Source organism: Actinomycetospora aeridis (assembly GCF_037400275.1).
Lineage (GTDB): Bacteria > Actinomycetota > Actinomycetes > Mycobacteriales > Pseudonocardiaceae > Actinomycetospora > Actinomycetospora aeridis.
Window position 1 is genome coordinate 197,055 of sequence record NZ_JBBEGL010000001.1, and the last position, 23,875, is coordinate 220,929.

Genomic DNA, 23,875 nt, shown 5'->3' on the forward strand with positions numbered 1-23,875 from the left:
TTCAGGCGCCGTGCGTCGTGGCCGACCGGTAGTCGGTGTAGGTGTACGGGTTGTCGAGGACCTTGGTCTCCGGGATGTCGGGGTTCATCCCCTGCTGCCAGGCGTCCTCGCCGAGCTCGCCGCGCAGGTGGTCGACGGTCTGCTCGACGGTGCGGCGGGCCGCGGCGAGGTCGACGCCGACGAGGCGGTGGTCGCGCTTGACGATGCGGCCGTCGACGAGGACGGCCTCGACGTCACCGCGCTGGGCCTGGAACACGATGTGGCCGTAGGGGCTGAGGATCGGGAACCCGACGGGCGAGTGCTCGTTGCGGATCAGCACCAGGTCGGCCTTCTTGCCGACCTCGACGCTGCCGAGGTCCGACGCGCGGCCGAGCGCGCGGGCGCCGCCCATCGTCGCCATGTCCACGACGTGCTCGGCGCGCAGCGCGTGGTGGGTGACGGTCTCGCCCTTGGCGTGCGCCTCGAGGTGCTCGCGGGACCGGTCGGCGGACAGCGTGGAGCGCATCGCGGAGAACAGGTCGCCGCTCCACCACATCGACGTGTCCATCGACAGCGACATCGGGATGGCGTGGGTCCGCAGCACCCAGGAGGGCGGGTAGCCCTGGCCGGCGCTCTGCTCGCTCTCCGTGGACACCGACACCGAGCCGCCGGTCGCGGCCATCCGGTGGTACGAGTCGGCCGACAGGGTCGCGGCGTGCACGTAGACGGTCTCCGGGCCCATGAAGCCGTGCTCGTGCATGAGGCGGATGCCGTCGTCGTTCGTCGCGCCCCACACGCCGGCGTGGGTGGTCACCGGCAGGCCGAGGTCACGGGCGACCTCGAACGCGGGCTTCTCCGGGAAGCTCGGGTCGCCGGTGACGTCGAACGCGAGCTGGAAGCCCTCGACGTCGCCGCGGCGCCGCTCGAGGACGTCGCGGAACCCGGGGTTCGCCGTCCAGTTGGCGGGCGCGTCCTGGATGTTGCCGTAGGCGAGGACGAAGCGGCCGGGCACGGCGGCGAGGGCGTCGACCGCGGCGTCGGCGTGCTGGGGGGTCTGCAGGTTGTGCGACCAGTCCACGCACGTGGTGACGCCGGCCTCGATCGCCTCGAGGGCCGCGAGCAGGTCACCGGCGTGGATGTCCTCCGGCCGGAACTTCTTCCCGTGGTCCAGGTAGTTCCAGACGAAGTACTGCGTGAGCGTCCAGTCGGCGCCGTAGCCGCGCATCGCCGTCTGCCACATGTGCCGGTGGGTGTCGATCATGCCCGGCATGACGACGCCGCCGCGGGCGTCGATCTCGTCGGTGCCCGCCGGCACCTCGAGGTCGACACCGATGGCCGCGATGCGGTCGTCGACGACGAGCACGTCGTGCCCTTCGAGCACGGTGTGGGCGTCGTCGACGGTGACGACCGTGCCCCCGCGCAGGACGACGGGCTGGCTCATGGAGAGGCTCCCTCGCTGCAGGATGAGTGGTGGATCAGCTACGGACGGTTGTCCGACCAGCGGTCGGATGACCCGGGTCACTGTTGTGCAGGGGTAGTGGAGTTGTCAACGACCGCGCGGAGCCGGGGGCGTGACCGCCAGCGGCCGGTGCTGTCCGTCTGGCGGTCGCTGCGGTTACGCTCCCGCCGTCAGGGCTCGTGACGGACCGGAGAGGTGGGGCGCCCATGCCGCGTGACGGAGCCGGTCCCGACTTCATCGAGGCCCTCGCCCGCGGGCTCGACGTGATCACCGCGTTCGGGGCGGAGCGCCCGGTCATGACGCTGGCCGAGGTGGCCGCGGCGACCGGGCTCGCCCGGCCGACCGCACGGCGCATCCTGCTCACCCTCGCCGAGCTCGGCTACGTCCGCGCCGGCGAGCGCGGCTACGTGCTCACGCCCCGGGTGCTCGACCTCGGGGTCGCGTACGTCGACGCCATGGGCCTGTGGGAGGTGGCGCGCCCGCACCTCGAACGCCTGGTCGCGCGGACCGGCGAGTCGTGCTCGATCGCGCAGCTCGACGGCTCCGACATCGTCTACGTGGCCAGGGTCGCGGTGCCGAAGATCGTCGCGCTGACCGTGCAGATCGGGACGCGCTTCCCCGCGCTGCCGACGTCGCTGGGCAAGGTCCAGCTCGCCGCCCTGCCGCCCGGCGAGCTCGAGCGGGTGCTCGCGGAGCCCACGCGCTCGGGCCTGACCCCGCGGTGGCGCCCGGACGTCGACGAGCGCGACGCCGCGCTGCGCGAGGTGCGCGCCCGCGGCTGGGCGCTCACCGACGAGCAGCTGGCTCCGGGGATCCGGTCGGTCGCCGCCCCGCTCCGCGACGGCGAGGGCCGCGTGATCGCGGGCGTGAACGTCAACTGCCACGCGGCCGAGACGTCGGTGGAGCACCTCCTGGAGCACCACCTGCCCCTGCTGCTGCAGGCCGCGGGCGACATCTCCGCCGACTTCGCGCGCCGGGAGGCCCTGCCGCGCGTGACGGCGCCCGCGTCCTGATCACGGGTTGACACCGGGCCGCGTGAGGGATTCGATCGTTCTGACGGACGAATGTCCGTCAGACGGACAAGGAGGCTGGATGGTCGACGTCGCGGAGGGCTCGGGTGGTCCGCTGAGCGGGCTGCTCGTCGCCGACTTCTCCCGCGTGCTCGCCGGGCCCTACGCCACGATGCTGCTGGCGGACCTGGGCGCCGAGGTGATCAAGGTCGAGTCGCCGCAGGGCGACGAGACCCGCACCTGGATGCCGCCCACCCGCGGCGAGACGTCGACCTACTACCTCGGGATCAACCGCGGGAAGCGGTCGATCGTGCTCGACCTGCGCACCGACGAGGACATCGCGGTCGCGAAGGAGCTCGCGCGGCGCGCCGACATCCTCATCGAGAACCTCCGGCCCGGCGGCATGGCCAAGTACGGGCTCGACTACGCGTCGGTCTCCGCCGACAACCCCGGCCTGGTCTACGCGTCGATCTCCGGCTTCGGGTCCACCGGCGGCGGCCACGTGCCGGGCTACGACCTCATGGTCCAGGCGGTCTCCGGGCTGATGAGCCTCACCGGCGCCCCCGACGGGCCGCCGTTCCGCGCCGGTATCTCGATCTTCGACGTCATGGCCGGCAAGGACGCGCTCATCGGCATCCTCGCCGCGCTGCGCCACCGCGACGCCACGGGCCGCGGCCAGCACGTCGAGCTCTCCCTGCTCGCCTCGGCGATGTCGGGGATGGTCAACCAGAGCTCGGCGTACGCCGCGGGCGGCGTCGTCCCCTCCCGGATGGGCAACGCCCACCCGAGCGTCGTCCCCTACGAGCCGCTGCCGACCGCCGACAACGACCTCATCGTCGCGGCCGCCAACGACGGCCAGTTCCGCAAGCTGTGCGGTGTCCTCGGCCTGCCCGAGCTCGCGGACGACCCGCGCTTCGTCCGCAACGCGGACCGCACCGAGCACCGCGACGAGCTCAGACCGATCCTGATCGAGGCGCTCTCCACCAGGGGCGCCGACGAGTGGTTCGACCTGCTGGTCGACGCCGGCGTCCCGGCCGGGCCGATCAACGACGTCGCCGGCGGCTTCGCCATCGCCGAGCGCTTCGGGCTCGACCCGGTGGTGCCCGTCGGCGAGGGCGACCGCGAGGTGCCGACCACGCGCAACCCGATCCGCTTCTCCGACACCCCGGTGAGCTACGAGCTGCCGCCGCCCGAGCTCGACGAGCACGGCGCCGAGATCCGGAAGTGGCTGAGCACCGATGCCTGAGTACACGCCTGAGTACACAACAGCCCTCGGGGCGTCCTCCAAGGACACGATCACCCTCCTCGGCCACGACCTGGCGAACGACGTCATGGGCGAGGTCTCCTTCGGCGAGCTCGCGTTCTGGCTCGCCACCCAGCGTCGCCCGTCGCCGGGGGAGACCCGGGTGTTCGAGGCCGTCCTCGCTGCGCTGGCCGACCACGGCTACACGCCGACGGCGATCATCAGCCGGCTGAGCCTCCTGTCCGCGCCCGACTCCGTGCAGGGCGCCCTCGCGGCGGGCCTGCTCGCCGGCGGGTCGCGCTTCCTCGGCGTCACCGAGGACTGCGGGCGGTTCCTGCACGACGTCCTCGTCGCGCAGGACCAGCTACCGACCGACGACGCCGGCTGGGACGACCTCGCCCGCACGACGGTGGCGCAGCAGCGCGAGGCGAAGAAGTTCGTCCCCGGCCTGGGCCACCACGTCCACAAGGACGGCGATCCCCGGACGCCGCGGCTCATGGCGATCGCCGCCGAGGAGGGGATCACCGGCCCGCACCTGGCGCTGTTCGCCGCGATCGGGCGCGTGCACCCCGAGGTGCTCGGGAAGACGCTCCCGCTCAACGGCGCCGGCGTCTGCGGGGCGGCGCTGGCCGACCTGGGGCTGCCGCTCGAGCTGCTGCGGGCGTTCGCCCTGCTCGCCCGCACGGCGGGGCTGATCGGCCAGCTCGCCGAGGAGCTGCGTCACCCCGTCGCGAACGACATCTTCCTGTCGGTGGATCTGAACAACCGACCGGTCGATCCTGACCCGTACGTCCCGGACAGCCTCTAAGCCACAGGAGGGTCGCGATGGCGCACCCCGTCACCCCCGCCCCAGTCACTCCTCTGACAGTCACCGAGGACACGATCACCGACGTCGCGGCCGAGCGGTGGGGCACGGCGCACGACCCGCGGACCGCGGAGCTGCTCACCGCGCTCGTCCGCCACCTCCACGCCTTCGCGCGCGAGACCCGCCTGTCCGAGGCGGAGTGGATGGCGGCGATCCGCTGGCTCACCGAGGTCGGGCAGATCAGCGACGAGAAGCGCGAGGAGTTCATCCTCACCTCCGACGTCCTCGGGCTGTCGATGCTGGTCGTGCAGCAGAACCACCGGTTCGCCGAGGGTGCGACGCCCGCGACGGTGCTCGGCCCGTTCCACATCGAGGGCTCGCCGGAGCTGGCGTACGGCGCGGACATGTCCGAGGGCCTGCCCGGCACGCCGCTCTACGTCCACGGCACCGTCCGCTCGCTCGACGGCGACCCGATCGGCGGGGCGGTGCTCGACGTGTGGCAGGCCGACGACGACGGCGCCTACGAGTCGCAGCTCGAGGTCGACGAGGCCCGCCTGCGCGCGAAGTACACGGCGCGCGAGGACGGCACCTACTGCGTGCGCACCATCGCCCCGCTCGGCTACGCGATCCCCATGGACGGCCCGGTCGGGCGCCTCATCCGGCAGACCGACATCAGCCACTACCGGCCGGCGCACGTGCACTTCCTGTTCAACGTGCCCGGCTTCGAGCCGCTGATCACGCACCTCTTCCGCGAGGGCGCGCAGTACCTCGACAGCGACGTCGTGTTCGGCGTGAAGCGCGAGCTGGTCGTGACGTTCACCGAGCGCGAGCCGGGCCCGACGCCCGACGGTGGCCACAGCGACGTCCCGTGGTGCGAGGCCGCCTACGACTTCGTCCTGCAGCCCGCATGAGCGCGCCCGTCCTGCCGACCTCGCTCGTCGGCAGCTACGCCCAGCCGGACTGGCTGATCGACCGCGCCCGGCTCGCCGACCGGTTCCCGCCCCGGGTGCGCGCCAAGGAGCTGTGGCGGGTCGCGCCGGAGCTCCTCGCGCAGGCACAGGACGACGCGACGCTGCTCGCGGTGCGCGCCCAGGAACGCGCCGGGCTCGACATCCTCACCGACGGGGAGATCCGGCGCGAGAGCTACTCGAACCACTTCGCCACCGCGCTCGAGGGGGTCGACGTCGACAACCCCGGCACCGCGCTGGACCGCAGCGGGCACCCCAACCCGGTCCCGCGCATCACCGGTCCGATCAGCAGGCCGGCGCCGATCGAGGTCGACGACCTGCACTTCCTGCGCGCGGCGACCGATCGCACGATCAAGATGACCGTCCCGGGCCCGTTCACGATGTCCCAGCAGGCCCAGGACGACCACTACGGCGACCCGGGCGCGGCGGCCATGGCCTACGCGGCGGCGGTGAACGCCGAGATCCGCGACCTGTTCGCCGCGGGCGCCGACGTCGTGCAGATCGACGAGCCGTACATGCAGGCCCGCCCCGACGCCGCCCGCGCCTACGGGCTCGACGCGCTGAACGCGGCGCTCGACGGCGTCACCGGCACCACCGCGGTGCACATCTGCTTCGGCTACGCGGCGATCATCCACGAGCGTCCGGAGGGCTACTCGTTCCTGCCGGAGCTGGCCGGCTCGCCGGTGAAGCAGATCTCGATCGAGACTGCGCAGTCCGGTCTCGACCTCGGCGTGCTGTCCGACCTCACCGACAAGACGATCATCCTCGGTGTCCTCGACCTCTCCGACCCGGCGGTGGAGAGCCCGGGCGTGGTCGCGGGCCGCGCCCGGCGCGCGTTCGATCGCATTCCGCCCGAGCAGCTCGTGCTCGCCCCCGACTGCGGGCTGAAGTACCTGCCGCGCGAGTCGGCGTTCGGGAAGATGCGGTCGCTGGCCGACGCGGCGAAGCGCCTGCGGGCGGAGATCCGGTCGGGCGGGGAGGGCGTGCCGACGCCGCGCTGAGGCTCACGCCTCCGTCATCGCGTCACCGAGGTCACGCACCGTCCTGCTGGAGCGGTCGGCGGCGAGCACGTGGCCGCCGGCCATGACGAGCGCGATCGGCCACTCGAGCAGGCCCAGCGCCGTGAGCCCGGCGATGCCGCCGACGAACGCGAGCTCGGGCCGCGACAGCTCGATGGTGCCCAGCCACGGGATCGGCAGGCTGACCCCGGCCGGCCCGGCCTGCCGGACGCGCTCGGCACGCGGGGCCTCCTCGGTCGGGGAGAGCTCGGGCATCGGCGTGGTCGTCATCGTCGCGGTCATCCCGGAGCGTGCCCGGCCGCCCGTTGCCCTACGCGCCCGACGGCGGCGGGCGGCCGCACGGGCGAGGACGGGCGCCCGTGCGGGTGATCGAGCGCGGCGTGGATCGGGTACCAGCGCGGCCGGAGACCCGATCGAGCAGGAGGAGTCCATGGCCGATCCGAGCGAGTCGACCAAGACGGCCCGTGCGGGCCAGCGCATCGCCGGTGCGGTGAAGCAGGCGGCCGGTGCCGTCACCGACAACCAGCACCTGCGTGCCGAGGGCGAGCTGCAGCAGGAGAAGGCCGACGCCGCCAAGGAGGCCAAGCGCGCCGACGAGTTCGCCGAGCAGAAGCGCGAGGAGGCCGAGGCCCGCGCCAAGGAGGAGGAGCTGGCCGTCGAGCGCGAGCGGCTGGCGAACGAGGACGCCGCCGCCGCCCGCGAGGAGCGCGCCGAGCAGGACCGCCGCGCGGAGCAGCAGCGGGCCGCACAGGACACGGCCGTGCGTCAGCAGGCCACCGAGAACGTGGCGCAGGCGCGCGAGCAGGAGCTGCGTCGCGACGAGGTGGACGCGGTGCGCGAGCGTGCCGCCGCCGAGGGCCGCGCGCAGGACGAGGAGGTCCGGGCGGAGCGGGCACGCCGCGACGCCGAGACCATCGAGAAGCTGGAGGAGGACTGAGATGGCGCCGCTGGCAGGAGTGCCACGGACGATCGTGTCGCTGGGGTTCGGGGTGGCCCGGCTGCCCGTCGACGTGCTCGCGCAGGTGACCGGCAACACCGGCAACCGCGAGTGGGGACCGACCCTGGCGTTCGACAGCGTCGAGGCCACCGTGCGCGGAGTCCTGGGCTCGGTGCTCGGCGACCCGGAGCTGGCGCAGCAGGGCCGGATCCAGGACGCGCGCGTCGCGCGGCGCACGGAGGCCGCGGAGCGCGAGCAGGCCGCCGACGCGCGGCGCGAGGTGGCCGACGACCGGCTGCAGCAGCGCCGCGAGGCCGACCAGCAGCAGCGCGAGCAGGTCCGCGAGCAGACGGCCACCCAGAAGCAGCGCCTCGACGAGGAGCGCCGCCAGCGGGAGAAGAAGGCCGAGGAGCGCGAGCAGCAGCGCAAGGAGCAGGCCGAGCGCGACCGGGCGAAGGCCGAGGAGAAGATCGACGCCGACGCCCGCGAGGCGCACCGGACGCGGGTCGCCGAGGAGACCGAGGCGGTCGCGGCGGAGCGTGAGGCCGCGGAGAAGAAGGCCGAGGCCCTCGAGCTGGCCGAGGCGGCCGACCGGGCGGCGAAGAGTCGCTGACGGACGGCCGCGACCCGTGGACGACCGAGAGGCCGACCGCCAGGCCCTGGTGGCCCGCTACCGGGAGCTCGTCGACCACGAGCTCCCGGCGGCGGCCGCCCGCGGGCGCTGGGTGATCCGCAACGACCACTGCTTCGGGCGCGTGCTGCTCGACGACGCCGTCGGGGCGTGCTGGTACGACGTCCTCGACCGGCGGGCCGGGGCCGCCCACCGGCAGCTCGACGACGACCGCCTCGCCCACGCGGTCGCCCAGGGGGAGCGGATGCTCGCCGAGGGCGACCCGCTCGTCCGCGCGCTCGACGCGCGGTCGCTCGCGTGGCGGGGGAAGGCTCCGAAGCGTGAGCCGGGCCGGTGCGCGGGTGGAACGGGCTGCGAGCACAGGATGTGACGTGGACCGCACAGCTCGGCGCACGGCATGCTGCGTCGATGGCGGCGCCCGCCCGGACGGCCCGGGACTCCCTGACCGTGCTGTGCCGGGCGCTGCTCGAGGAGGTCGACGAGCTCGCCGACCGGCTCACGGCACGGATCGTCGAGCGCGAGGACGTCTACGGCCTGCTCGGCGTCCCGGTGCACGACGACCTGCGCACGACGTGCCGCGCGAGCCTCGAGCGGCTGCTCACCCAGCTCGCCGGCGACCTGCCGCCCGACGTCGACGCGGGCGCGCTGACCGTCGACACCGGCCGGCGCCGCGCCCGCCAGGGCGTGCCGCTCGAGGTCGTGCTGCGCGCCTACCGCCAGTGCGGCCGGCTCGTCTGGGAACGGATGCGGGCGGTGTCACAGGAGCGGTTCGCCGGCGGGCACGACGCGTCGTTGCTCGTCGTCGCCGACGACGTGTGGCGCATCCTCGACGCGAGCTCCGACCGTCTCGTCGACGCCTACCGGCGCGAGGAGACCCGGCTGCGCGGTGCCGAGATCGGCCGGCGCTGGGCGGTGCTCGAGGGTCTGCTCGCCGGGCGTGGCCACGAGCCGGCCTGGGCCCGCGACGCCGCCCGCCTGCTCGACGTCGACCCCGAGGCGGCCGTGCTGTGCGTGGTCGCGCCCGCGGCGGGAGACGGAGCGCAGCGGAGCTCGACCCGAGGGGCGGGGGACGACGACCCGCTCCCGGCCGTGGAGATGCCCGGCGCGATCTGGCACGTGCGGTCGGCGGAGGTCGTCGGGGTCGTGATCGGCGCCCGGGTCGGCGAGGTCGTCGCGGCGCTGCGCCCGCACGCCACGGGGCCGGTGGGGGTGTCGCCGACCGTCGAGGGCCTCGGGCAGCTCGACGTCGCCTACCGCTGGGCCCGCCTGGCGGCGCGGACGGTGCCGGCCGGGGTGGTCGCGGACCTCGACGACCGGCTGCCCGAGGCGCTGCTCGCCGAGGCGGCCGACGTCGTGCCCCGCCTGCGCCGCGCCGCGCTCGGCGACCTGCTCGACCTGCCCGCCGCGGAGCGGGGCACGCTGCTCACCACCCTGCGCGCGGTGCTCGACGCCGACGGGTCCCCGTCGCACGCCGCGACCGCGCTCTACTGCCACCGCAACACCGTGATGTACCGGCTCGCCCGGCTCGAGGCGCTCACCGGGCGCCGCCTCGCCGACGCCCGCGACCGCCTGCTCCTCGGGCTGGCGCTCGTCGCCCCGGACGAGGACTGAGCCGCCCGTGGAGCTCGATGTCGATCCTTTCGCCCTCGACGTCCTCGCCGACCCCGTCCCCGCGGACACCGCGATCCGGGAGGCCGCGCCGGCGGTGTGGCTGCCCGCGCACGGGGTGTGGGCCACCGGGCGCCACGAGGAGGTGTCGGCGGTCTTCCGGGACTGGGGGACGTGGACGTCGACCGCGGGGACGGGGCTCGCCGACATCCGCCGCGGCGAGGGCTGGCGCCCGCCGAGCGTGCTGCTCGACGCCGACCCGCCCGCCCACACCGCCGCGCGCCGGGTGATGAACCGCGTGCTGGCCCCGCGGGCCCTCGCCGACCTGGAGGCGCGGTTCGCGGAGGTCGCCGCCGCGGTGGTCGACGACGCGGTCGTGGCGCGCGAGGTCGACGCCGCGGTCGCCCTGGGCGAGCGCTTCCCGATGACCGTGCTGCCCGACGCGGTCGGCCTGGCCGTCGAGGGCCGCGAGCACCTCCTGCCGTACGCGGCCCTGAACTTCGAGTCGATGGGGCCCCACAACGCGCTGCGCGCCGAGGCGGAGCGCCGCGCGGGCGGGGCGCGGGAGTACGTCGCCCGGCAGGTCCGCCGCGAGGCGCTCACCGACGACGGGATCGGCGCGGCGATCTACGCGTTCGCCGACGCCGGCGACATCACCGAGGCGGACGCCGCGCTGCTCGTGCGCTCGTTCCTCTCCGCCGGGATCGACACGACGATCCTGGCGCTGGGCTCGGTGGTGCACGAGCTCGCCCGCCGCCCCGACCAGTGGGCGGCCCTCCACGCCGACCCCGGCCTCGCCCGCGCCGCCTTCGAGGAGGGCCTGCGCCTGCACACCCCGAGCCCGGTGATCGGGCGGACGGCGACGCGTCGCGTGGTGATCGGTGAGGCCGAGGTCGGTGCCGACCAGAAACTGCTCCTCATGCTGGGCGCGGCCAACCGCGACCCGCGCCGCTGGGACGCCCCCGACACCTTCGACCTCCACCGCCGCGCCGCGGGCCACACCAGCTTCGGCGCGGGCGTGCACAACTGCGTCGGCCAGGTGATCGCGCGGATGGAGGCCGAGGCGCTGCTGGGCGCCCTCGCCCGCCGGGTGGCGCGGCTCGAACCCGCGGGCGAGTCGACGCCACGGCTCTCCAACTGGCTGCGCGGCTTCTCGTCGGTCCCCGTCCGCCTGGTCCCCGCCTGACCGCTCGTGTCAGCGGAGTGGCTCCACGGACGTTGAGTGTCCGTATCTCCACTCCGTGGATCCCGGCCCGGCTTCCGGTATCCGGAAACCGGCGTTGGGCACGAGGCGTGACGAGCCGCACACTCTGCCGATCCGTGCCGCCGACGCCACCGGAGGGCTCATGACGGCCGTGCACCCGCTCGATCTCCCCGACAGGGCACCCCGCGCCTCCACCGGGCCGGTCGTCGCCCGGGCCCTGCGCCTGCTCGAGGCGTTCTCCGACGACCGCCCGAAGCTGACCCTCAGCGAGATCTCCCGACGCTCCGGGGTGCCGCTGTCCACGGCGCACCGCCTCATCGCCGAGCTCGAGACCTGGGGCGCCGTCGAGCGCGACGCCCACGGCCGCTACCAGGTCGGGCTGCGCCTCTGGGAGGTCGGCGCGCTGGCCCCGCGCGGCCCGGGCCTGCGCGAGCGGGCCCTGCCCTACCTCGAGGACCTCTGCGCGGTGACCCGCGAGAACGTCCAGCTCGCCGTGCGCGAGGACGACGAGATCGTCTTCGTCGAGCGCCTCGCCGGCACCCGCGCCGTCGGCGTGCTCACCCGCGTCGGCGGCCGCTGGGCGATGACCGCGACCGGCGTCGGGCTCGTGCTCCTGGCCCACGCCCCGGCGGACGTCGTCGGACGGGTCCTCGAGGGGCCGTTCACGCGCCACACGCCCTGGACGCTCACCGACCCCACCCGGATCCGCGCGGTGCTCGCCGCCGTCCGGACCCGCGGCTACGCCGTCAGCGAGCGACAGATCACCGACGACGCCACCTCCGTCGCCGCCCCGATCCACGACGCGTCGGGCGAGGTCGTGGCCGCGCTCTCGGTCGTCGCCCACCACGACAGCCCGCCGGTCTCCGTGCTCGCGCCGCTCGTGCGCACCAGCGCGGCCGGCGTCTCGCACGCCCTGGCCGCCGGGCGCCGGCGCCGGACCCACTGACGAACCGGAGATCCCATGACCGAGGAGACACGCTCCGGCCGCGAGGTCCGCAAGGTCGCCCTCGCGAGCCTCGTCGGCACGTCGATCGAGTGGTACGACTTCTACATCTACGGCCTCGCCGCCGTGACGGTGTTCGCGCCGCAGTTCTTCCCCCAGGTCAGCTCCCTGACGGGCACGCTCGCCGCGTTCGCGACGTTCGCGGTCGGGTTCGTGGCGCGACCCATCGGTGGCGTCGTGTTCGGGCACCTCGGCGACCGGATCGGGCGCAAGGCCACGCTCGTCACGACCCTGGTGACGATGGGTGTCGCGACGACGCTGATCGGCCTGCTGCCCACCTACGCCGCCATCGGCGCGCTCGCCCCGGTGCTGCTCGTGCTGCTGCGCCTCGTGCAGGGCTTCGCGGTCGGCGGCGAGTGGGGCGGCGCGGTGCTGATCTCGGTGGAGCACGCGCCGGAGTCGCGGCGCGCCTTCTACGGCAGCTTCCCGCAGCTCGGGGTGCCGATCGGGCTCATCGCCTCGAACGCGATCTTCCTCGTGCTCGCCGCCGCGATGCCCGCCGAGGCGTTCGCGACGTGGGGCTGGCGCATCCCGTTCCTGCTCAGCGCCGTGCTCGTGCTCGTCGGGCTGTGGGTGCGGCTGCGGATCGAGGAGAGCTCGGAGTTCGTGGCCGTGCGGCGGGCCGGCTCCATGACGCTGCCGCTCGCCTCGGTGCTGCGCCACCGCTTCCCGCAGGTGCTGTGCGGCATCGCGATGTTCACCGGGATCACGGGCATCGGCTACATGGCCGCGACGTACACCATCCAGTACGGCACGAACGCCCTCGACCTGCCGCGGGCACCGCTGATCGCCATCGTGCTGGTCGTCGCGGTCCTCGAGGTGCCGCTCATCCTGTGGGTCTCGGCCGGCGCGGACCGCTGGGGCCTGTCCCGCACGATCGTCGGCGGCAGCATCGCCACCGCCGTCGTCGCCGCGGTCTTCCTGCCCCTGCTCGCGTCCGGGTCGCTGCTGCTCATCGCGGTGGCGGTGGCCGCGGCACGCTGGGCGTCGGCGCCGATGTGGGGACCGTCCGCCGCGCTCGCCGCGGAGTGCTACCCGACCGAGATCCGCTACAGCGGCGCGTCGGTCGGCTACCAGCTCGGCTCGATCGTCGGCGGCGCGCTCGCCCCGATCTTCACGACGCTGCTGCTCGCCTCGCCGCTCGGCATCGCCGGGGCCTCGGGCTACCTGATCCTCATCACCCTGCTCTCGGGCCTCGGTGCCCTGGCCGCCGACCGGATCGTGCGCCGGTCGGGGACGCGGGAGCCGGCCGTCGCCTGACCCGACCCCGCGGAGATCACCAGGCCGAAAGGCACCTCGCAGGCACCCCTCGAGGTGCTTTTCGACCTGCTGATCATGCACGGCACGGCTGGCCGCGACAAATCCCATAGGATATGGTCCGGCGTCGTGAGTGGGTCCGAGACGGCCCTGCTCGGCAAGCTCGCCGGAGCCCCGGCGCTGCCCGAGCAGGTCGAGCTGCAGTTGCGGGAGAAGATCCTGTCCGGCGGGCTGCGCCCGGGCACGTTCCTGCGCCCCGACCGTCTCGCCGTCGAGCTCGGCGTCAGCCCCACCCCGGTGCGCGAGGCCCTGCAGGCGCTGCGCGCCGACGACATGGTCCGCGCGCTGCCCCGCCGCGGTTACGTCGTCGCCCCGCTCGAGCGCGGCGACGTCGTCGACCTGTTCGCGGTGCAGGCCCGGCTCACCGGTGAGCTCGCGGCCCGCGCGGCCGGGGCGCTCGACGCCGAGGGCCTCGCGACGCTGCGGACGCACGCCGCGCGGGTCGACGCGCTGATCGAGGACGGGGAGCCCGGGGAGCTCGCCGAGGCCGAGCGCCGTTTCCACGCCGCGCTCAACCGCGCCGCGGGCGCGCGCAAACTCGCGTGGCTGGTGGGGCGCGCCGCGCACTACCTGCCGCCGCGCTTCTACACCGACCGCGAGGCGTGGCGCGCCGCCACCGTCGCGGCGCACCGCACGCTGCTCGACGCGCTCGCGTCGGGCGACGCCGACACCGCCCGGGCGGCGATGGAGGGTCACGTCCTCGACGGGCGTGACCTGCTGGTCGCCCACCTCGAGGCGGTCGGCTTCTGGGACACCGAGAGCTGAGGAGCCCGACCATGCCCGTCACCCTGACCGAGGAGCAGCAGGACCTCGCGAACGCCATCGGCGAGTTCGCCCGCCGCGAGGTGCCGGACAAGGCGCGTCGCGACGAGCTGACCGCCGAGGGGCCGCACTCGATGGAGGTCTACCGCAAGATGGCCGAGCAGGGCTGGCTCGGCATCGCGCTGCCGGAGGCGTACGGGGGGTCCGGCGGGTCGATGACCGACCTGCTCGTCTTCCTCGAGGAGACCTCGTACCACCAGATCCCCATCGGCGGCTTCGGCACCACGATCATCACCGCGGCGGCCCTCGAGCGCAGCGGGTCCGAGGAACAGAAGCAGCAGCTGCTCGGCGACGTGGTGAACGGCGAGCTGCTGGCGATCTCGATGTCCGAGCCCGGCGCCGGGTCCGACGTCGGCGGCCTGACCTGCAAGGCCGAGAAGTCCGAGAACGGCTGGGTGGTCAACGGCCAGAAGACGTGGTGCTCCAACGCCCACATCTCGAAGCACATCCTGCTGGTCGCGCGCACCTCCACCGAGGGCGGCAAGCACGAGGGCCTGACGATGTTCATGGTCCCGACCGACGTCGAGGGCCTCGAGATCCACGGCATCGAGACGATGGGCGGCAAGGAGGTCAACGACCTCTACTTCACCGACTGCCACCTGCCCGCCGACGCGGTCGTCGGCACCGAGGGGCAGGGCTGGCGCCAGCTCATGGCCGGCCTGAACCTCGAGCGCATGATCCTCGCCGGGCTGATGCTCGGCCTGGCCCGCCGCGCGTTCGACGACACCGTCGCCTACGTCAAGGAGCGCCACCAGTTCGGCCGGCCGGTCGGCAGCTTCCAGGCGCTGCGCCACCGCATCGCCGACAACGCGACCGACCTCGCGGCCACGAAGCTCCTCGTCCACGACACCGCGCGCACGATCGACGCCAACCCGGGCGCCCTGTTCCCGCGCGAGGCGTCGATGGCCAAGCTCAAGGCCACCGAGATCGCCAAGCACCTCTCGCTCGAGGGCATGCAGATGCTCGGTGGCTACGGCTACGCCACCGAGTACGGCATGGAGCGGCTGCTGCGTCAGAGCGTCGTGAGCACCGTCTACGGCGGCACCAGCGAGATCCAGCGCGACATCATCGGCAAGTCCTACGGGCTCTGACCCAGCTCCCGCCGCAGCGTGTCCTTGACGATCTTGCCGGTGGCCGTCCGGGGCAAGGGCTCGTCGCGCCAGATGACGGTCGCGGGCACGGCGAACGCGGGCAGCGTCGCGGCCAGGGCGGCCTGCAGCGCCACGGTGTCGGGGGTCGTTCCCGGGTCGGCGACGAGGACGGCGGCCACGTCCTCGCCGAGCCGCGGGTGGGGGACGCCGACGACGGCGGCCTCGAGCACGCCCGGCTGGGCGAGCAGCGCGGCCTCGACCTCGCCGCAGTAGACGTTCTCGCCGCCGCGCACCACGACGTCCTTGGCGCGATCGACGACGTGGACCCAGCCGTCGCCACGCAGCCCGAGGTCGCCACTGTGCAGCCAGCCGTCGCGCAGGACGGCGGCGGTGGCGTCGGGGTCGTGCCAGTACCCGCGCATGATCTGGGGTCCGCGGAAGCACAGCTCGCCGACCTCGCCGTCGGGCACCTCGTCCCCGGTCAAGGGGTCGACGATCCGCAGCTCGGTCCCGGGGACGGGACGGCCGACGCTGTCGGGGTGGGCGGCGTAGTCGGCGCCGGTGTTGGCGCAGACCGCCGACGTCGTCTCGGTCGCGCCGTAGCCGTTGGCCGCCGAGGCGCGCCCGGCGAGCTCGGTGGCGACGCGGCGCACCAGCGAGGGCGGGATCGGCGCGCCGCCCATCGCGACCCGGGTGAGCGAGGCGGTCTCCGCCGGGTGGTCGATCGCCAGCTCCACGACGTCGCGCAGCACCGAGGGGACGCCCGAGGCGTTCGTCAGCCGCTCGGTCGCAATGAGGCGCAGCGCCTCGTCCGGGTCCCAGTGGTGCAGCAGTGCGAGCGTGGCGCCGGAGAGCGCGGCGCCGTAGAGCCCGTTGAGCCCGGCGATGTGGAACATCGGGTACGCCAGCAGCGTCCCGGGTCGCCCGGGCGTGGGCGCGGGCTCGCCGCGCCGCGCGGCCGCCAGCTGGTTGGCCCGTCCCAGGCAGGCGACGTTGAGCGCGTTGGTCACGTGGCTGCGGTGGCTGGTGACGACGCCCTTGGGCGCGCCGGTGGTACCGGACGTGTAGATGATCGTGGCCGTGTCGTCGGGGGTCACCGTGACGTCCGGCAGCGGGTGGTCGCCGGCCCCCACGACGTCGCCCCACGCGAGCACGCCCGGCGGCGGATCGCCCCGGACCGCCACGACCGGGGGGAGGTCGTCCTGTCCGGCCAGCGCCGCGACCCGCTCGGGGTCCGCGACGACCACCCGGGCCTCCGCGTGCCGGAGCGCGCCGGCCAGTTGCTCGCCGGTCCACCAGGCGTTGAGCGGCACGACGACGAGGCCGGCGACCACGCCCGCCCAGAAGGCGACGGTCCACTCGGGCACGTTGCGCATGGCGATCGCGAAGCGCTCGCCCGGGCGCAGCCCCTGGTCGTCGACCAGCCAGCGGGCGAGCGCGCGCACCCGGCGCCGGTGCTCGCCCCACGGGCAGCGCTCGTCCCCGTAGACCGTGGCCGTGCGGTCGTCCGGCGCCGGCGAGGTCAGGTAGAGCTCGCGCAGCGTGTGCGGCCCGCGCTCGTGGACGCGCATCGCCACGCCGTCGACGCTCACCGGGACCATCGCGAACTCCCCGCCCGGCGCGGTGAGCTCCGTCAGCACCGGGCCGAGCCCGACCCGGTCGGCGTGGTCGGTCACGCGGAGGGCTTCCACCCCAGCGCCGGGCCCAGCTTGGTGGCCATGTCGGTGAGGATCTGCACGTAGTCCTCGTGCTCGAACGTGAACGGCAGCGCGAACACGACCTCGCGGACCTCGCGGAAGGCGGCGTCGGCGTACAGCTTCTCGGCGACCTCGTCGGACGTGCCCAGCACGTCGGGGGCCGCGAGCAGGCCCGGTCCGGGCGGGCCCATCGGTGCGGACGTGCGCGGCGTGCGCTTCGCGACGTAGGCCTCGTACTTCGCCCGCTGCTCGGGCGTGGCCGAGTCGGTGGGGATGACCACGAGGCCCTGTGAGACGCGGGCGCCGTCGCCGTCGGGGTGGTGGGACTTGAACAGGGCGATCTGGCGCTGCTGGATGGCGGCGAAGTCCCACTTGCCGTCCTGCTCGAGGTCGCCGTCCTCGGGCTTGATGATGTTGCTCGTCAGCAGGTTCAGCCCCTGCTCGGCGGCCCACTGCGTCGAGCGCTTGCTGCCCGCGCCGTACCAGATGCGGTCGCCGAGGCCGGGGGAGTGCGGCTCGACCCGGGCCGAGAACTCCTCGAAGCCCGCGGTGCCCGCGAACGTGCTCACGGCCTCACCACGGATCATCCGCAGGAGCCGGGCGACGCGCTCGTAGGTCAGGTCCTCGCGGTCGGCGGTGTCGGGGTAGAGCGCGGCCTTGACGTCGTCCCAGTGGATCGGCGGGCCGACGCTGAACCCGGGCTCGAGCCGCCCGCCGGAGAGGATGTCGACGGTGGCGAGGTCTTCCGCCATCCGCAGCGGGTTCTCCCAGCCCAGCGGCGTGACCGCGGTGCCCATGGCGATCCGCGAGGTGCGCTGGGAGAGCGCGGCCATGATCGCGATCGGCGAGGAGATGCCGGTCTGGAAGTGCCGGTGGCGCAGGTAGACGCTGTCGAACCCGAGCTGCTCGCCGAGCTCGGCGACCTGCAGCGTCGACTCCATGCCGGGGCCGGGGTCGTCGCCGTCGAAGGTTCCGAGCGTGAGGAATCCCAGCTTCTCGAGCGGGACGTCGGGCGTGGGCACGGCGGGGCTCCTCTCCGGGGGTCCGGTGACCGGGTCAACGGCAGCCGCCGCGGGAGTGTTCCCTAGAGCGCGGCGGCGGCCGCGGTCGCCACGGCCTGGTCCTGCTCGCCCGTCCCGCCGCTGACCCCGACGGCCCCGACGACGGCGTCGCCGGACATCAGCGGCACCCCGCCCGCGAAGATCATGACGCGTCCGTGGTTCGAGTCCTGGATGCCGAAGAACTGCCCGCCGGGCTGGGCGTTCCCGGCGAGGTCCTGGGTGGAGACGTCGAACGCCCGCGCGCTGAACGCCTTGTTGATCGCCACGTCGACGCTGCCGATCCACGCCCCGTCCTGGCGGACGTGGGCGACGAGGACGCCCCCGGCGTCGACGACGGCGATGTTCATCGGCTGGCCCTGGTTCGTCGCCTCCTGCTCGCCCGCGGCGATGACGCGGCGGGCGTCCTCCAGGGTGACGGTCTCGATCGTGCGCATGGGCGGTCCTCTCTCCGACGACGGCGGTTCGCACGCCGGACGGGTCGACGCCCCGCCCATCGTGGCCGTGCCGCCGGGCACCCGTCGAGCCCCGCACCGTCACCGGGCTCACGGCGGACTGGTCCGTTGGAGGGACGTCGCGGCCGCCGCGAGCCGCTAGTGTCGACCAAGAGTGACGCGAGGACGGAGTGATCATCGTGGCGACCACGCGTGGGTTCCTCGGGCGGCGGCGGGAGCGCGATCCGCGCCTGCCCCCCGGGCAGTACGACGTCGGGGCGGGCTGGCCAGTGCTCACCGCCGAGGCGACGCCGCGCGTCGACGCCGACCGCTGGAGCGTCACCGTCGACGGGCTCGTCGACACGCCCACGACGTGGACGCTGCGCGAGCTGCGCCTGCTGCCGCCGTCGGTCTACGCGGGCGACATCCACTGCGTGACGACCTGGTCGAAGCTCGACACCAACTTCACCGGCATCTCGCTCGACACGCTGCTCGACGCCGTCGGCGTGCAGTCGGGGGCGAAGTACATCGTCGAGACCTCCACCACCGGCTACACCACCAACCTCCCGCTCGACGACGTCCGCGGCGGCAAGGCCTGGCTGGTGTGGGAGCACGAGGGCAAGCCGCTGACGCGCGACCACGGCGGGCCGGTCCGGATGCTCGTGCCGCACCTGTACTTCTGGAAGTCCGCCAAGTGGATCGAGCGCATCACGCTGCTCGACCACGACGAGCCCGGGTTCTGGGAGGTGAACGGCTATCACGAGCGAGGCGACCCCTGGCGTGAGCAGCGCTTCGACGGGGACTGACGACTTCGCGGTCCCCGACGACCGCGCCGGCGGCCCCAACGACCGCCGGGCCGCGGCGAAGTGGCGCGACGCCCGGGTGGTCGAGGTCGCGCACCCGGAGGCCGACGCCGTGGTGCTGCGCCTCGCCGTGCCCGAGCGCGTCCAGCACCACCCGGGGCAGCACTACGTCGTGCGCCTGCGTGCCCCGGACGGTTACACCGCCCAGCGGTCGTACTCGGTCGCCTCGGCGCCGTCCGACGACCTCGTCGAGCTGTTCGTCGAGCGCATCTCCGACGGCGAGGTGTCGGGGTTCCTCGCCGACGTCGTCGAGAGCGGCGACGACCTCGAGGTCCGCGGGCCCATCGGGCGCTGGTTCGTGTGGAGCGGGCGCACGCCCGCGATCGCGATCGGCGGCGGCAGCGGTGTCGCCCCGCTGCGCGGCATGCTGCGCCACGCCGTCGACCTCGGGCACCCCGAGCGGCTCCGGATGGCCGTCAGCGCGACGACCCGGGCGCGCCTGCCCTACGCCGACGAGCTCGAGGCCGCCGGCGCCCGGATCGCCCTGACCCGCGAGCCCGGGGGCGGGCGCCTCGACCCGGCCACGATCGCCGGGCTCGTCGACCCCGACGCGACCGTCTACCTCTGCGGCTCGGCGCGCTTCACCGGGGCCATGGAGAGGCTGCTCGTCGACGCCGGGCAGCCCGCGAGGACCATCCGCGTGGAGCGGTTCGGGCCGACGGGCTAGCTGTTCTGGCCAGGGGCTCAGTGCAGCCGGCGCTGCCAGTCCTTCGGGACCCGCGCTGTCGGGCCGGGGACGCCCTGGTCCTCCGGGTGGTTCTGCGCGCCGGCGAGCACCGGGCCGTGCCCGACCGAGCCGTCGCGGTCGTCGAAGAACCAGTCCTCGCCGGGCTCGAAGCTCGTGAGGATCGGGTGCCCCTGGTCGCGGGCGTGGCGCGTCGCGTGCTGGCCGGGCGACGAGTCGCAGCAGCCGATGTGCCCGCAGGCCGCGCAGCGGCGCAGGTGGAACCACCAGCCGCCGTTCTCGTCGCACTCGAGGCAGCCGGTGCCCGACGGCTCGGCGTGCGCGTCGATCTCGTTGGTCATGAGGCCTCCTGCGGGTGCGGTTCGTCCAGTCCGAGCTCCCGGCGGTCGCGTGCGGGGACGTCGCCGAGGTACTCGGGGTGCTTGCCCAGCCACTGCTGCGCGTAGGGGCAGCGGGGCACGACGGCGACACCCTCGGCCCGGGCGGCCTCGAACACCGCGCGCACCAGCTGCCCCGCCAGCCCGCGTCCGCCGTACGCGTCGTCGACCTCGGTGTGGACGAGGACGATCGCCGGCGGGACGTCGCCGCCACCCCGCCGTCGGTGGTGCACGACCCGTCCGGCCTCGACGCCGTCGACCCGGAGCACGAACGCCCGGCGGTCGGGGTCCTCCCGGATGTCGATCTCGCTGGTCCCGTCCATGACCTCATCCTGCTCCCGCCGCGCCGTCGGCGCCCGTGAGGTCGAGCACCCGGCGTTGACGCCGACGACGGCGCGGCGAATTATTCGGACCGATCGGTCCGGGACTGTCCGGTCCAGAAGGAGGAGCCATGAGGGACGCGGTCATCGTGGACGCGGTGCGGACCCCGCTCGCCAAGGGCAAGCCGGGCGGCGCGTACTCCGGGGTGCACCCGGTGGAGCTGCACGCGCACGTGCTGCGGGCGCTCGTCGACCGGACGGGGCTCGACCCGGCCGAGGTCGATGACGTCGTCGGCGGCGCGGTCGAGCAGGTGGGGGAGCAGAGCGGGAACACGACGCGGTTCGCCGCGCTCGCGGCGGGCTTCCCGGAGTCGGTGCCCGGCGTGACCGTCGACCGCCAGTGCGGGTCGAGCCAGCAGGCGCTGTCGTTCGCCGCGCAGGGCGTCGTCGCCGGGGCCTACGACATCGCGATCGCGTCGGGCGTGGAGTCGATGTCGCGCGTCCCGATCGGCAGCCAGACGCTGGTCGACGGCGTGCGCCAGGACGTCGCCGGGCCATCGGTGGGCGCCCGCTACGCGCCCGGCCTCGTCCCGCAGGGCGTCAGTGCCGAGCTGATCGCCCGGCGCTGGGGGTTCTCGCGGGCCCAGCTGGACGAGTTCGCGCTGGCCAGCCACCGGAAGGCCGCGACGGCGTGGGCCGAGGGCCGCTTCGCCGCCGAGGTGGCGCCACTGAAGGCGCCGCGCGCCGACGGCACGGTCGGCCAGCTGGAGGTCGACGAGACGGTCCGGCCCGGCACCACGCCCGACGCGCTCGCCGGCCTGCGTCCCGCCTTCGCCGCCGAGCACTGGACCGAGCGGTTCGGTGCGATCGACTGGACGGTCACCGCCGGCAACGCGAGCCCCGTCAACGACGGCGCCGCGGCCCTGCTCGTCACGACGCCCGAGGTCGCCGCGGCGCACGGCTGGACGCCGCGGGCCCGGGTGCACACCGCCACGGTGACCGGTGACGACCCGGTCCTCATGCTCACCGGCATCATCCCGGCCACGGCGAAGGTGCTGGCCCGCGCGGGGCTCGGCCTGGGCGACATCGACGCGTTCGAGGTCAACGAGGCCTTCGCGTCGGTCGTGCTGGCCTGGCTCGCCGGGACCGGCGCCGACCCGTCCCGCGTCAACGTCCACGGTGGTGCGATCGCGATCGGCCACCCGCTGGGCGCGAGCGGCGCCCGGCTCGCGACGACCCTGCTCGGCGTCCTCGAGCAGACCGGCGGGCGCTACGGACTGCAGACCATGTGCGAGGCCGGCGGCACCGCCAACGCCACCATCGTGGAGAGGCTCGACCGATGATCGTCTCGGGGAGGAACGCGCTGGTGACCGGCGCGAACCGCGGCCTCGGTGCCGCGCTCGTCGAGGAGTTCCTCGCCCGCGGGGCCGGCACGGTCTACGCCGCGTCCCGCCACCCCCGCGGTGTGGTGCACCAGGACCCGCGCGTCGTGCCCGTCCGCCTCGACGTCACCGACCTCGCGACCGTCCGCGCCGCCGCCGAGCAGGCCGGGGACGTCGACATCCTGGTCAACAACGCCGGCGTGGGCGGCGCGGGCTCGCTTCTCACCGCCGACCCCGAGCGCGCCCGCGCGGAGATGGAGACCAACTTCTGGGGACCGGTCGCGGTGCTGCGGGCCTTCGCGCCGGTGCTCGCCCGGCGCGGCGGGGGCGCGGCCGTCACCGTGCTGTCGGCGCTGTCGTGGGCGGCGATGCCGGGCGCGGGGGCCTACTCGGCCACCAAGGCCGCGGCGTGGTCGTTCACCAACACCGCGCGGGCCGAGCTGCGCGACCAGGGCACGCAGGTGGTCGGGGTGCACCTCGGGTTCATGGACACCGACATGGTGGCCCACCTCGACGTCCCGAAGATCGCCGCGCCCGTCGTGGCCCGGTCGATCGTCGACGCCGTGGCGTCCGGGGCGGAGGAGGTGCTGGCCGACGAGCCCAGCCGGGTGCTCAAGGAGGCGCTGGCCGGCCCGCCGAAGGGGCTGGAGATCTAGCCCTCGGTGGTCTCCTCGCGGGCCCGCGGCGTGATCCGCACCCGCGACACGCGGTGCCCGTCCACGGCGGCGACGACGAACCGGTGGTCGGCGTCCTCGACCGCGTCGCCCACCTCGGGCGTGCGGCCGAGCAGCTGGAGGACGAAGCCGCCGAGGGTGTCGAACGAGCCGTCGGGCAGCTCGACGCCCGTCTGCTCGGCGACCTCGCTGCGGTGCAGCAGGCCGTCGACCTCGGAGGCGCCGTCGGTCGGTCGGGTCGCGACGGTCTTCGGGTCGTACTCGTCGCGGATCTCGCCGACGATCTCCTCGACGAGGTCCTCGACGGTGACGATCCCGTCGGTGCCGCCGTACTCGTCGATGACGAGGGCGAGGTGCCCGCCGCCGCGCCGCAGCACCGACAGCGTGTCGATGACGGGCTTGCTGCCGGGCAGGACGGTGATCGTGCGGACGATGTCGCGCAGCCGCGGCGCGTCGTCCCCGGCCCTGACGTGGGCGGTGAGCACGTCGCGGACGTGGACGAAGCCCAGCACGTCGTCGACCGACTCGCCGATCACGGGGTAGCGCGAGTGCGGGCGGTCGGAGAGGTGCGCGACGGCCTCGGCGGCGGTGAGGTCGGCGTCGAGGAAGTCGACCTCGGTGCGCGGCACCATGACCTCGCTGATCACGCGGTCGGTCGCCTCGAAGGCGTCGGTGAGCAGGCGGCGCTCGTCGTCGGTGAGCGTGCTGGTGGTGCGCACCATGTCGCGCAGCTCGTCCTCGCTGACCTCGTCCTCGGTGTGCTTGGGATCGACGCCCAGCAGGCGCACGACGCCGTTGGTGGAGACCGAGAGCAGCCAGATCAGCGGGCGGGTCAGCGAGGCGAGGCGGTCGAGCACCGGGGCGGTCGTCAGCGAGACCCCCTCCGGGTTCTGCAGGGCCAGCCGCTTGGGCACGAGCTCGCCGGCGACGAGCGACAGGTACGACACGAGCGCGGTGACCAGGACGAGGGCGACCGTGGCGGCGAGCGCCACCGGCAGCCCGATCCCGACCAGCCCCGGCTCGAGGCGCCCCGCGAGCGTCGCGCCGCCGTAGCTCGAGGCGAAGAACCCGGTGAACGTGACGCCGATCTGCACGGCCGAGAGGAACCGGTTGGAGTCGCCGCGCAGGTGCGCGACGGCCCGGCCGCGGGCGCCGCGCTCCGCGAGGGCGCCCACCTGTCCGGAGCGCAGCGACACGAGGGCGATCTCGGCGGCGGCGAAGAAGCCGCCGATCAGGACGAAGACCAGTACCAGCCCCAGCTCGAGCACGACGTCCACCCGGTGATCCTC

The 23,875-nt window shown here is 74.3% G+C and carries 26 protein-coding genes; 18 read left to right on the forward strand and 8 right to left on the reverse strand.

The genetic code is table 11. The features are described from left to right. Position 1 precedes the first annotated feature (1 nt). Positions 2-1,420 carry an amidohydrolase family protein gene (locus tag WCD41_RS00980; RefSeq protein ID WP_337711503.1) on the reverse strand — a complete coding sequence of 473 codons (1,419 nt, stop codon included), beginning with the start codon at positions 1,418-1,420 and terminating at the stop codon, positions 2-4. A gap of 224 nt (positions 1,421-1,644) precedes the next feature. On the opposite strand from WCD41_RS00980, the gene WCD41_RS00985 reads away from it, so the two are divergent. The 5 genes from WCD41_RS00985 to WCD41_RS01005 all read left to right on the forward strand — a co-directional run bounded on the left by WCD41_RS00985 (position 1,645) and on the right by WCD41_RS01005 (position 6,465). Then, positions 1,645-2,451: an IclR family transcriptional regulator domain-containing protein gene (locus tag WCD41_RS00985; protein ID WP_337711504.1), complete on the forward strand. Its 807-nt coding sequence runs from the start codon at positions 1,645-1,647 to the stop codon at positions 2,449-2,451. Positions 2,452-2,530: 79 nt separating this feature from the next. After that, positions 2,531-3,694, forward strand: coding sequence for a CaiB/BaiF CoA transferase family protein (locus WCD41_RS00990; protein WP_337711505.1), 1,164 nt, complete (start codon positions 2,531-2,533; stop codon positions 3,692-3,694). Next, positions 3,687-4,499 (forward strand): citryl-CoA lyase, encoded by an 813-nt coding sequence (locus WCD41_RS00995; RefSeq protein WP_337711506.1) that lies wholly within the window; start codon positions 3,687-3,689, stop codon positions 4,497-4,499. Before WCD41_RS00990 ends, WCD41_RS00995 begins: the two co-directional genes overlap by 8 nt. Before the next feature lie 17 nt (positions 4,500-4,516). Then, positions 4,517-5,407, forward strand: coding sequence for a dioxygenase family protein (locus tag WCD41_RS01000; protein ID WP_337711507.1), 891 nt, complete (start codon positions 4,517-4,519; stop codon positions 5,405-5,407). Continuing rightward, on the forward strand, positions 5,404-6,465 hold the full coding sequence (locus tag WCD41_RS01005) for a 5-methyltetrahydropteroyltriglutamate--homocysteine methyltransferase (protein WP_337711508.1): 1,062 nt from the start codon (positions 5,404-5,406) through the stop codon (positions 6,463-6,465). The genes WCD41_RS01000 and WCD41_RS01005 overlap by 4 nt, the downstream gene beginning before the upstream one ends. 3 nt (positions 6,466-6,468) lie before the next feature. Here WCD41_RS01005 and WCD41_RS01010 read toward each other — a convergent pair whose 3' ends face one another. Then, entirely contained in the window at positions 6,469-6,753 is a 285-nt protein-coding gene (locus tag WCD41_RS01010; protein WP_337711509.1) for a hypothetical protein, read from the reverse strand. Between the two features lie 160 nt (positions 6,754-6,913). Between WCD41_RS01010 and WCD41_RS01015 the strand changes: the two genes are divergently transcribed. From WCD41_RS01015 to WCD41_RS01055, 9 genes are all read left to right on the forward strand, one after another. Beyond that, positions 6,914-7,420 (forward strand): hypothetical protein, encoded by a 507-nt coding sequence (locus tag WCD41_RS01015; RefSeq protein WP_337711510.1) that lies wholly within the window; start codon positions 6,914-6,916, stop codon positions 7,418-7,420. A gap of 1 nt (position 7,421) precedes the next feature. Continuing rightward, positions 7,422-8,033, forward strand: coding sequence for a hypothetical protein (locus WCD41_RS01020; protein ID WP_337711511.1), 612 nt, complete (start codon positions 7,422-7,424; stop codon positions 8,031-8,033). Positions 8,034-8,049: 16 nt separating this feature from the next. Next, a complete protein-coding gene (locus tag WCD41_RS01025) occupies positions 8,050-8,421 on the forward strand; it encodes a hypothetical protein (protein ID WP_337711512.1) in 372 nt (123 codons plus the stop codon). Between the two features lie 38 nt (positions 8,422-8,459). Next, positions 8,460-9,662 (forward strand): PucR family transcriptional regulator, encoded by a 1,203-nt coding sequence (locus tag WCD41_RS01030; protein WP_337711513.1) that lies wholly within the window; start codon positions 8,460-8,462, stop codon positions 9,660-9,662. A 7-nt stretch (positions 9,663-9,669) separates the two neighbouring features. Further along, positions 9,670-10,845 (forward strand): cytochrome P450, encoded by a 1,176-nt coding sequence (locus WCD41_RS01035; RefSeq protein ID WP_337711514.1) that lies wholly within the window; start codon positions 9,670-9,672, stop codon positions 10,843-10,845. A gap of 160 nt (positions 10,846-11,005) precedes the next feature. Beyond that, complete coding sequence (locus WCD41_RS01040; RefSeq protein WP_337711515.1) at positions 11,006-11,809, forward strand: IclR family transcriptional regulator; 804 nt, start codon at positions 11,006-11,008, stop codon at positions 11,807-11,809. A gap of 15 nt (positions 11,810-11,824) precedes the next feature. Further along, the gene (locus WCD41_RS01045; protein ID WP_337711516.1) at positions 11,825-13,126 is read left to right on the forward strand and encodes an MFS transporter; all 1,302 of its coding nucleotides are present in this window, start codon (positions 11,825-11,827) and stop codon (positions 13,124-13,126) included. Positions 13,127-13,252: 126 nt separating this feature from the next. Beyond that, positions 13,253-13,948, forward strand: a complete 696-nt coding sequence (locus WCD41_RS01050; RefSeq protein WP_337711517.1) for a GntR family transcriptional regulator — start codon at positions 13,253-13,255, stop codon at positions 13,946-13,948. Between the two features lie 11 nt (positions 13,949-13,959). Further along, on the forward strand, positions 13,960-15,096 hold the full coding sequence (locus WCD41_RS01055; protein WP_337711518.1) for an acyl-CoA dehydrogenase family protein: 1,137 nt from the start codon (positions 13,960-13,962) through the stop codon (positions 15,094-15,096). On the opposite strand, the gene WCD41_RS01060 is transcribed toward WCD41_RS01055, so the two are convergent. The 3 genes from WCD41_RS01060 to WCD41_RS01070 form a co-directional block, all read right to left on the reverse strand. Beyond that, the gene (locus tag WCD41_RS01060) at positions 15,084-16,772 is read right to left on the reverse strand and encodes a class I adenylate-forming enzyme family protein (RefSeq protein ID WP_337711519.1); all 1,689 of its coding nucleotides are present in this window, start codon (positions 16,770-16,772) and stop codon (positions 15,084-15,086) included. The genes WCD41_RS01055 and WCD41_RS01060 overlap by 13 nt on opposite strands. Next, positions 16,769-17,815, reverse strand: a complete 1,047-nt coding sequence (locus WCD41_RS01065) for an LLM class flavin-dependent oxidoreductase (protein WP_337711520.1) — start codon at positions 17,813-17,815, stop codon at positions 16,769-16,771. The genes WCD41_RS01060 and WCD41_RS01065 overlap by 4 nt, the downstream gene beginning before the upstream one ends. 62 nt (positions 17,816-17,877) lie before the next feature. Next, positions 17,878-18,288 carry a GlcG/HbpS family heme-binding protein gene (locus WCD41_RS01070; protein WP_337711521.1) on the reverse strand — a complete coding sequence of 137 codons (411 nt, stop codon included), beginning with the start codon at positions 18,286-18,288 and terminating at the stop codon, positions 17,878-17,880. A gap of 194 nt (positions 18,289-18,482) precedes the next feature. Here WCD41_RS01070 and WCD41_RS01075 point away from each other — a divergent pair, with 194 nt between their 5' ends. After that, positions 18,483-19,091, forward strand: a complete 609-nt coding sequence (locus WCD41_RS01075; RefSeq protein ID WP_337712313.1) for a sulfite oxidase-like oxidoreductase — start codon at positions 18,483-18,485, stop codon at positions 19,089-19,091. Further along, on the forward strand, positions 19,066-19,815 hold the full coding sequence (locus WCD41_RS01080; RefSeq protein WP_337711522.1) for an FAD-binding oxidoreductase: 750 nt from the start codon (positions 19,066-19,068) through the stop codon (positions 19,813-19,815). Before WCD41_RS01075 ends, WCD41_RS01080 begins: the two co-directional genes overlap by 26 nt. A 17-nt stretch (positions 19,816-19,832) precedes the next feature. Here WCD41_RS01080 and WCD41_RS01085 read toward each other — a convergent pair whose 3' ends face one another. Further along, positions 19,833-20,174 (reverse strand): UBP-type zinc finger domain-containing protein, encoded by a 342-nt coding sequence (locus WCD41_RS01085; RefSeq protein ID WP_337711523.1) that lies wholly within the window; start codon positions 20,172-20,174, stop codon positions 19,833-19,835. After that, positions 20,171-20,533 (reverse strand): GNAT family N-acetyltransferase, encoded by a 363-nt coding sequence (locus WCD41_RS01090; protein WP_337711524.1) that lies wholly within the window; start codon positions 20,531-20,533, stop codon positions 20,171-20,173. The genes WCD41_RS01085 and WCD41_RS01090 overlap by 4 nt, the downstream gene beginning before the upstream one ends. Positions 20,534-20,661: 128 nt before the next feature. Here WCD41_RS01090 and WCD41_RS01095 point away from each other — a divergent pair, with 128 nt between their 5' ends. Next, a complete protein-coding gene (locus WCD41_RS01095; RefSeq protein ID WP_337711525.1) occupies positions 20,662-21,873 on the forward strand; it encodes a thiolase family protein in 1,212 nt (403 codons plus the stop codon). Continuing rightward, positions 21,870-22,568: an SDR family oxidoreductase gene (locus tag WCD41_RS01100; protein ID WP_337711526.1), complete on the forward strand. Its 699-nt coding sequence runs from the start codon at positions 21,870-21,872 to the stop codon at positions 22,566-22,568. The genes WCD41_RS01095 and WCD41_RS01100 overlap by 4 nt, the downstream gene beginning before the upstream one ends. On the opposite strand, the gene WCD41_RS01105 is transcribed toward WCD41_RS01100, so the two are convergent. Continuing rightward, positions 22,565-23,863: a hemolysin family protein gene (locus tag WCD41_RS01105; protein WP_337711527.1), complete on the reverse strand. Its 1,299-nt coding sequence runs from the start codon at positions 23,861-23,863 to the stop codon at positions 22,565-22,567. The two genes, WCD41_RS01100 and WCD41_RS01105, sit on opposite strands and share 4 nt — an antisense overlap. Positions 23,864-23,875: the final 12 nt, after the last annotated feature.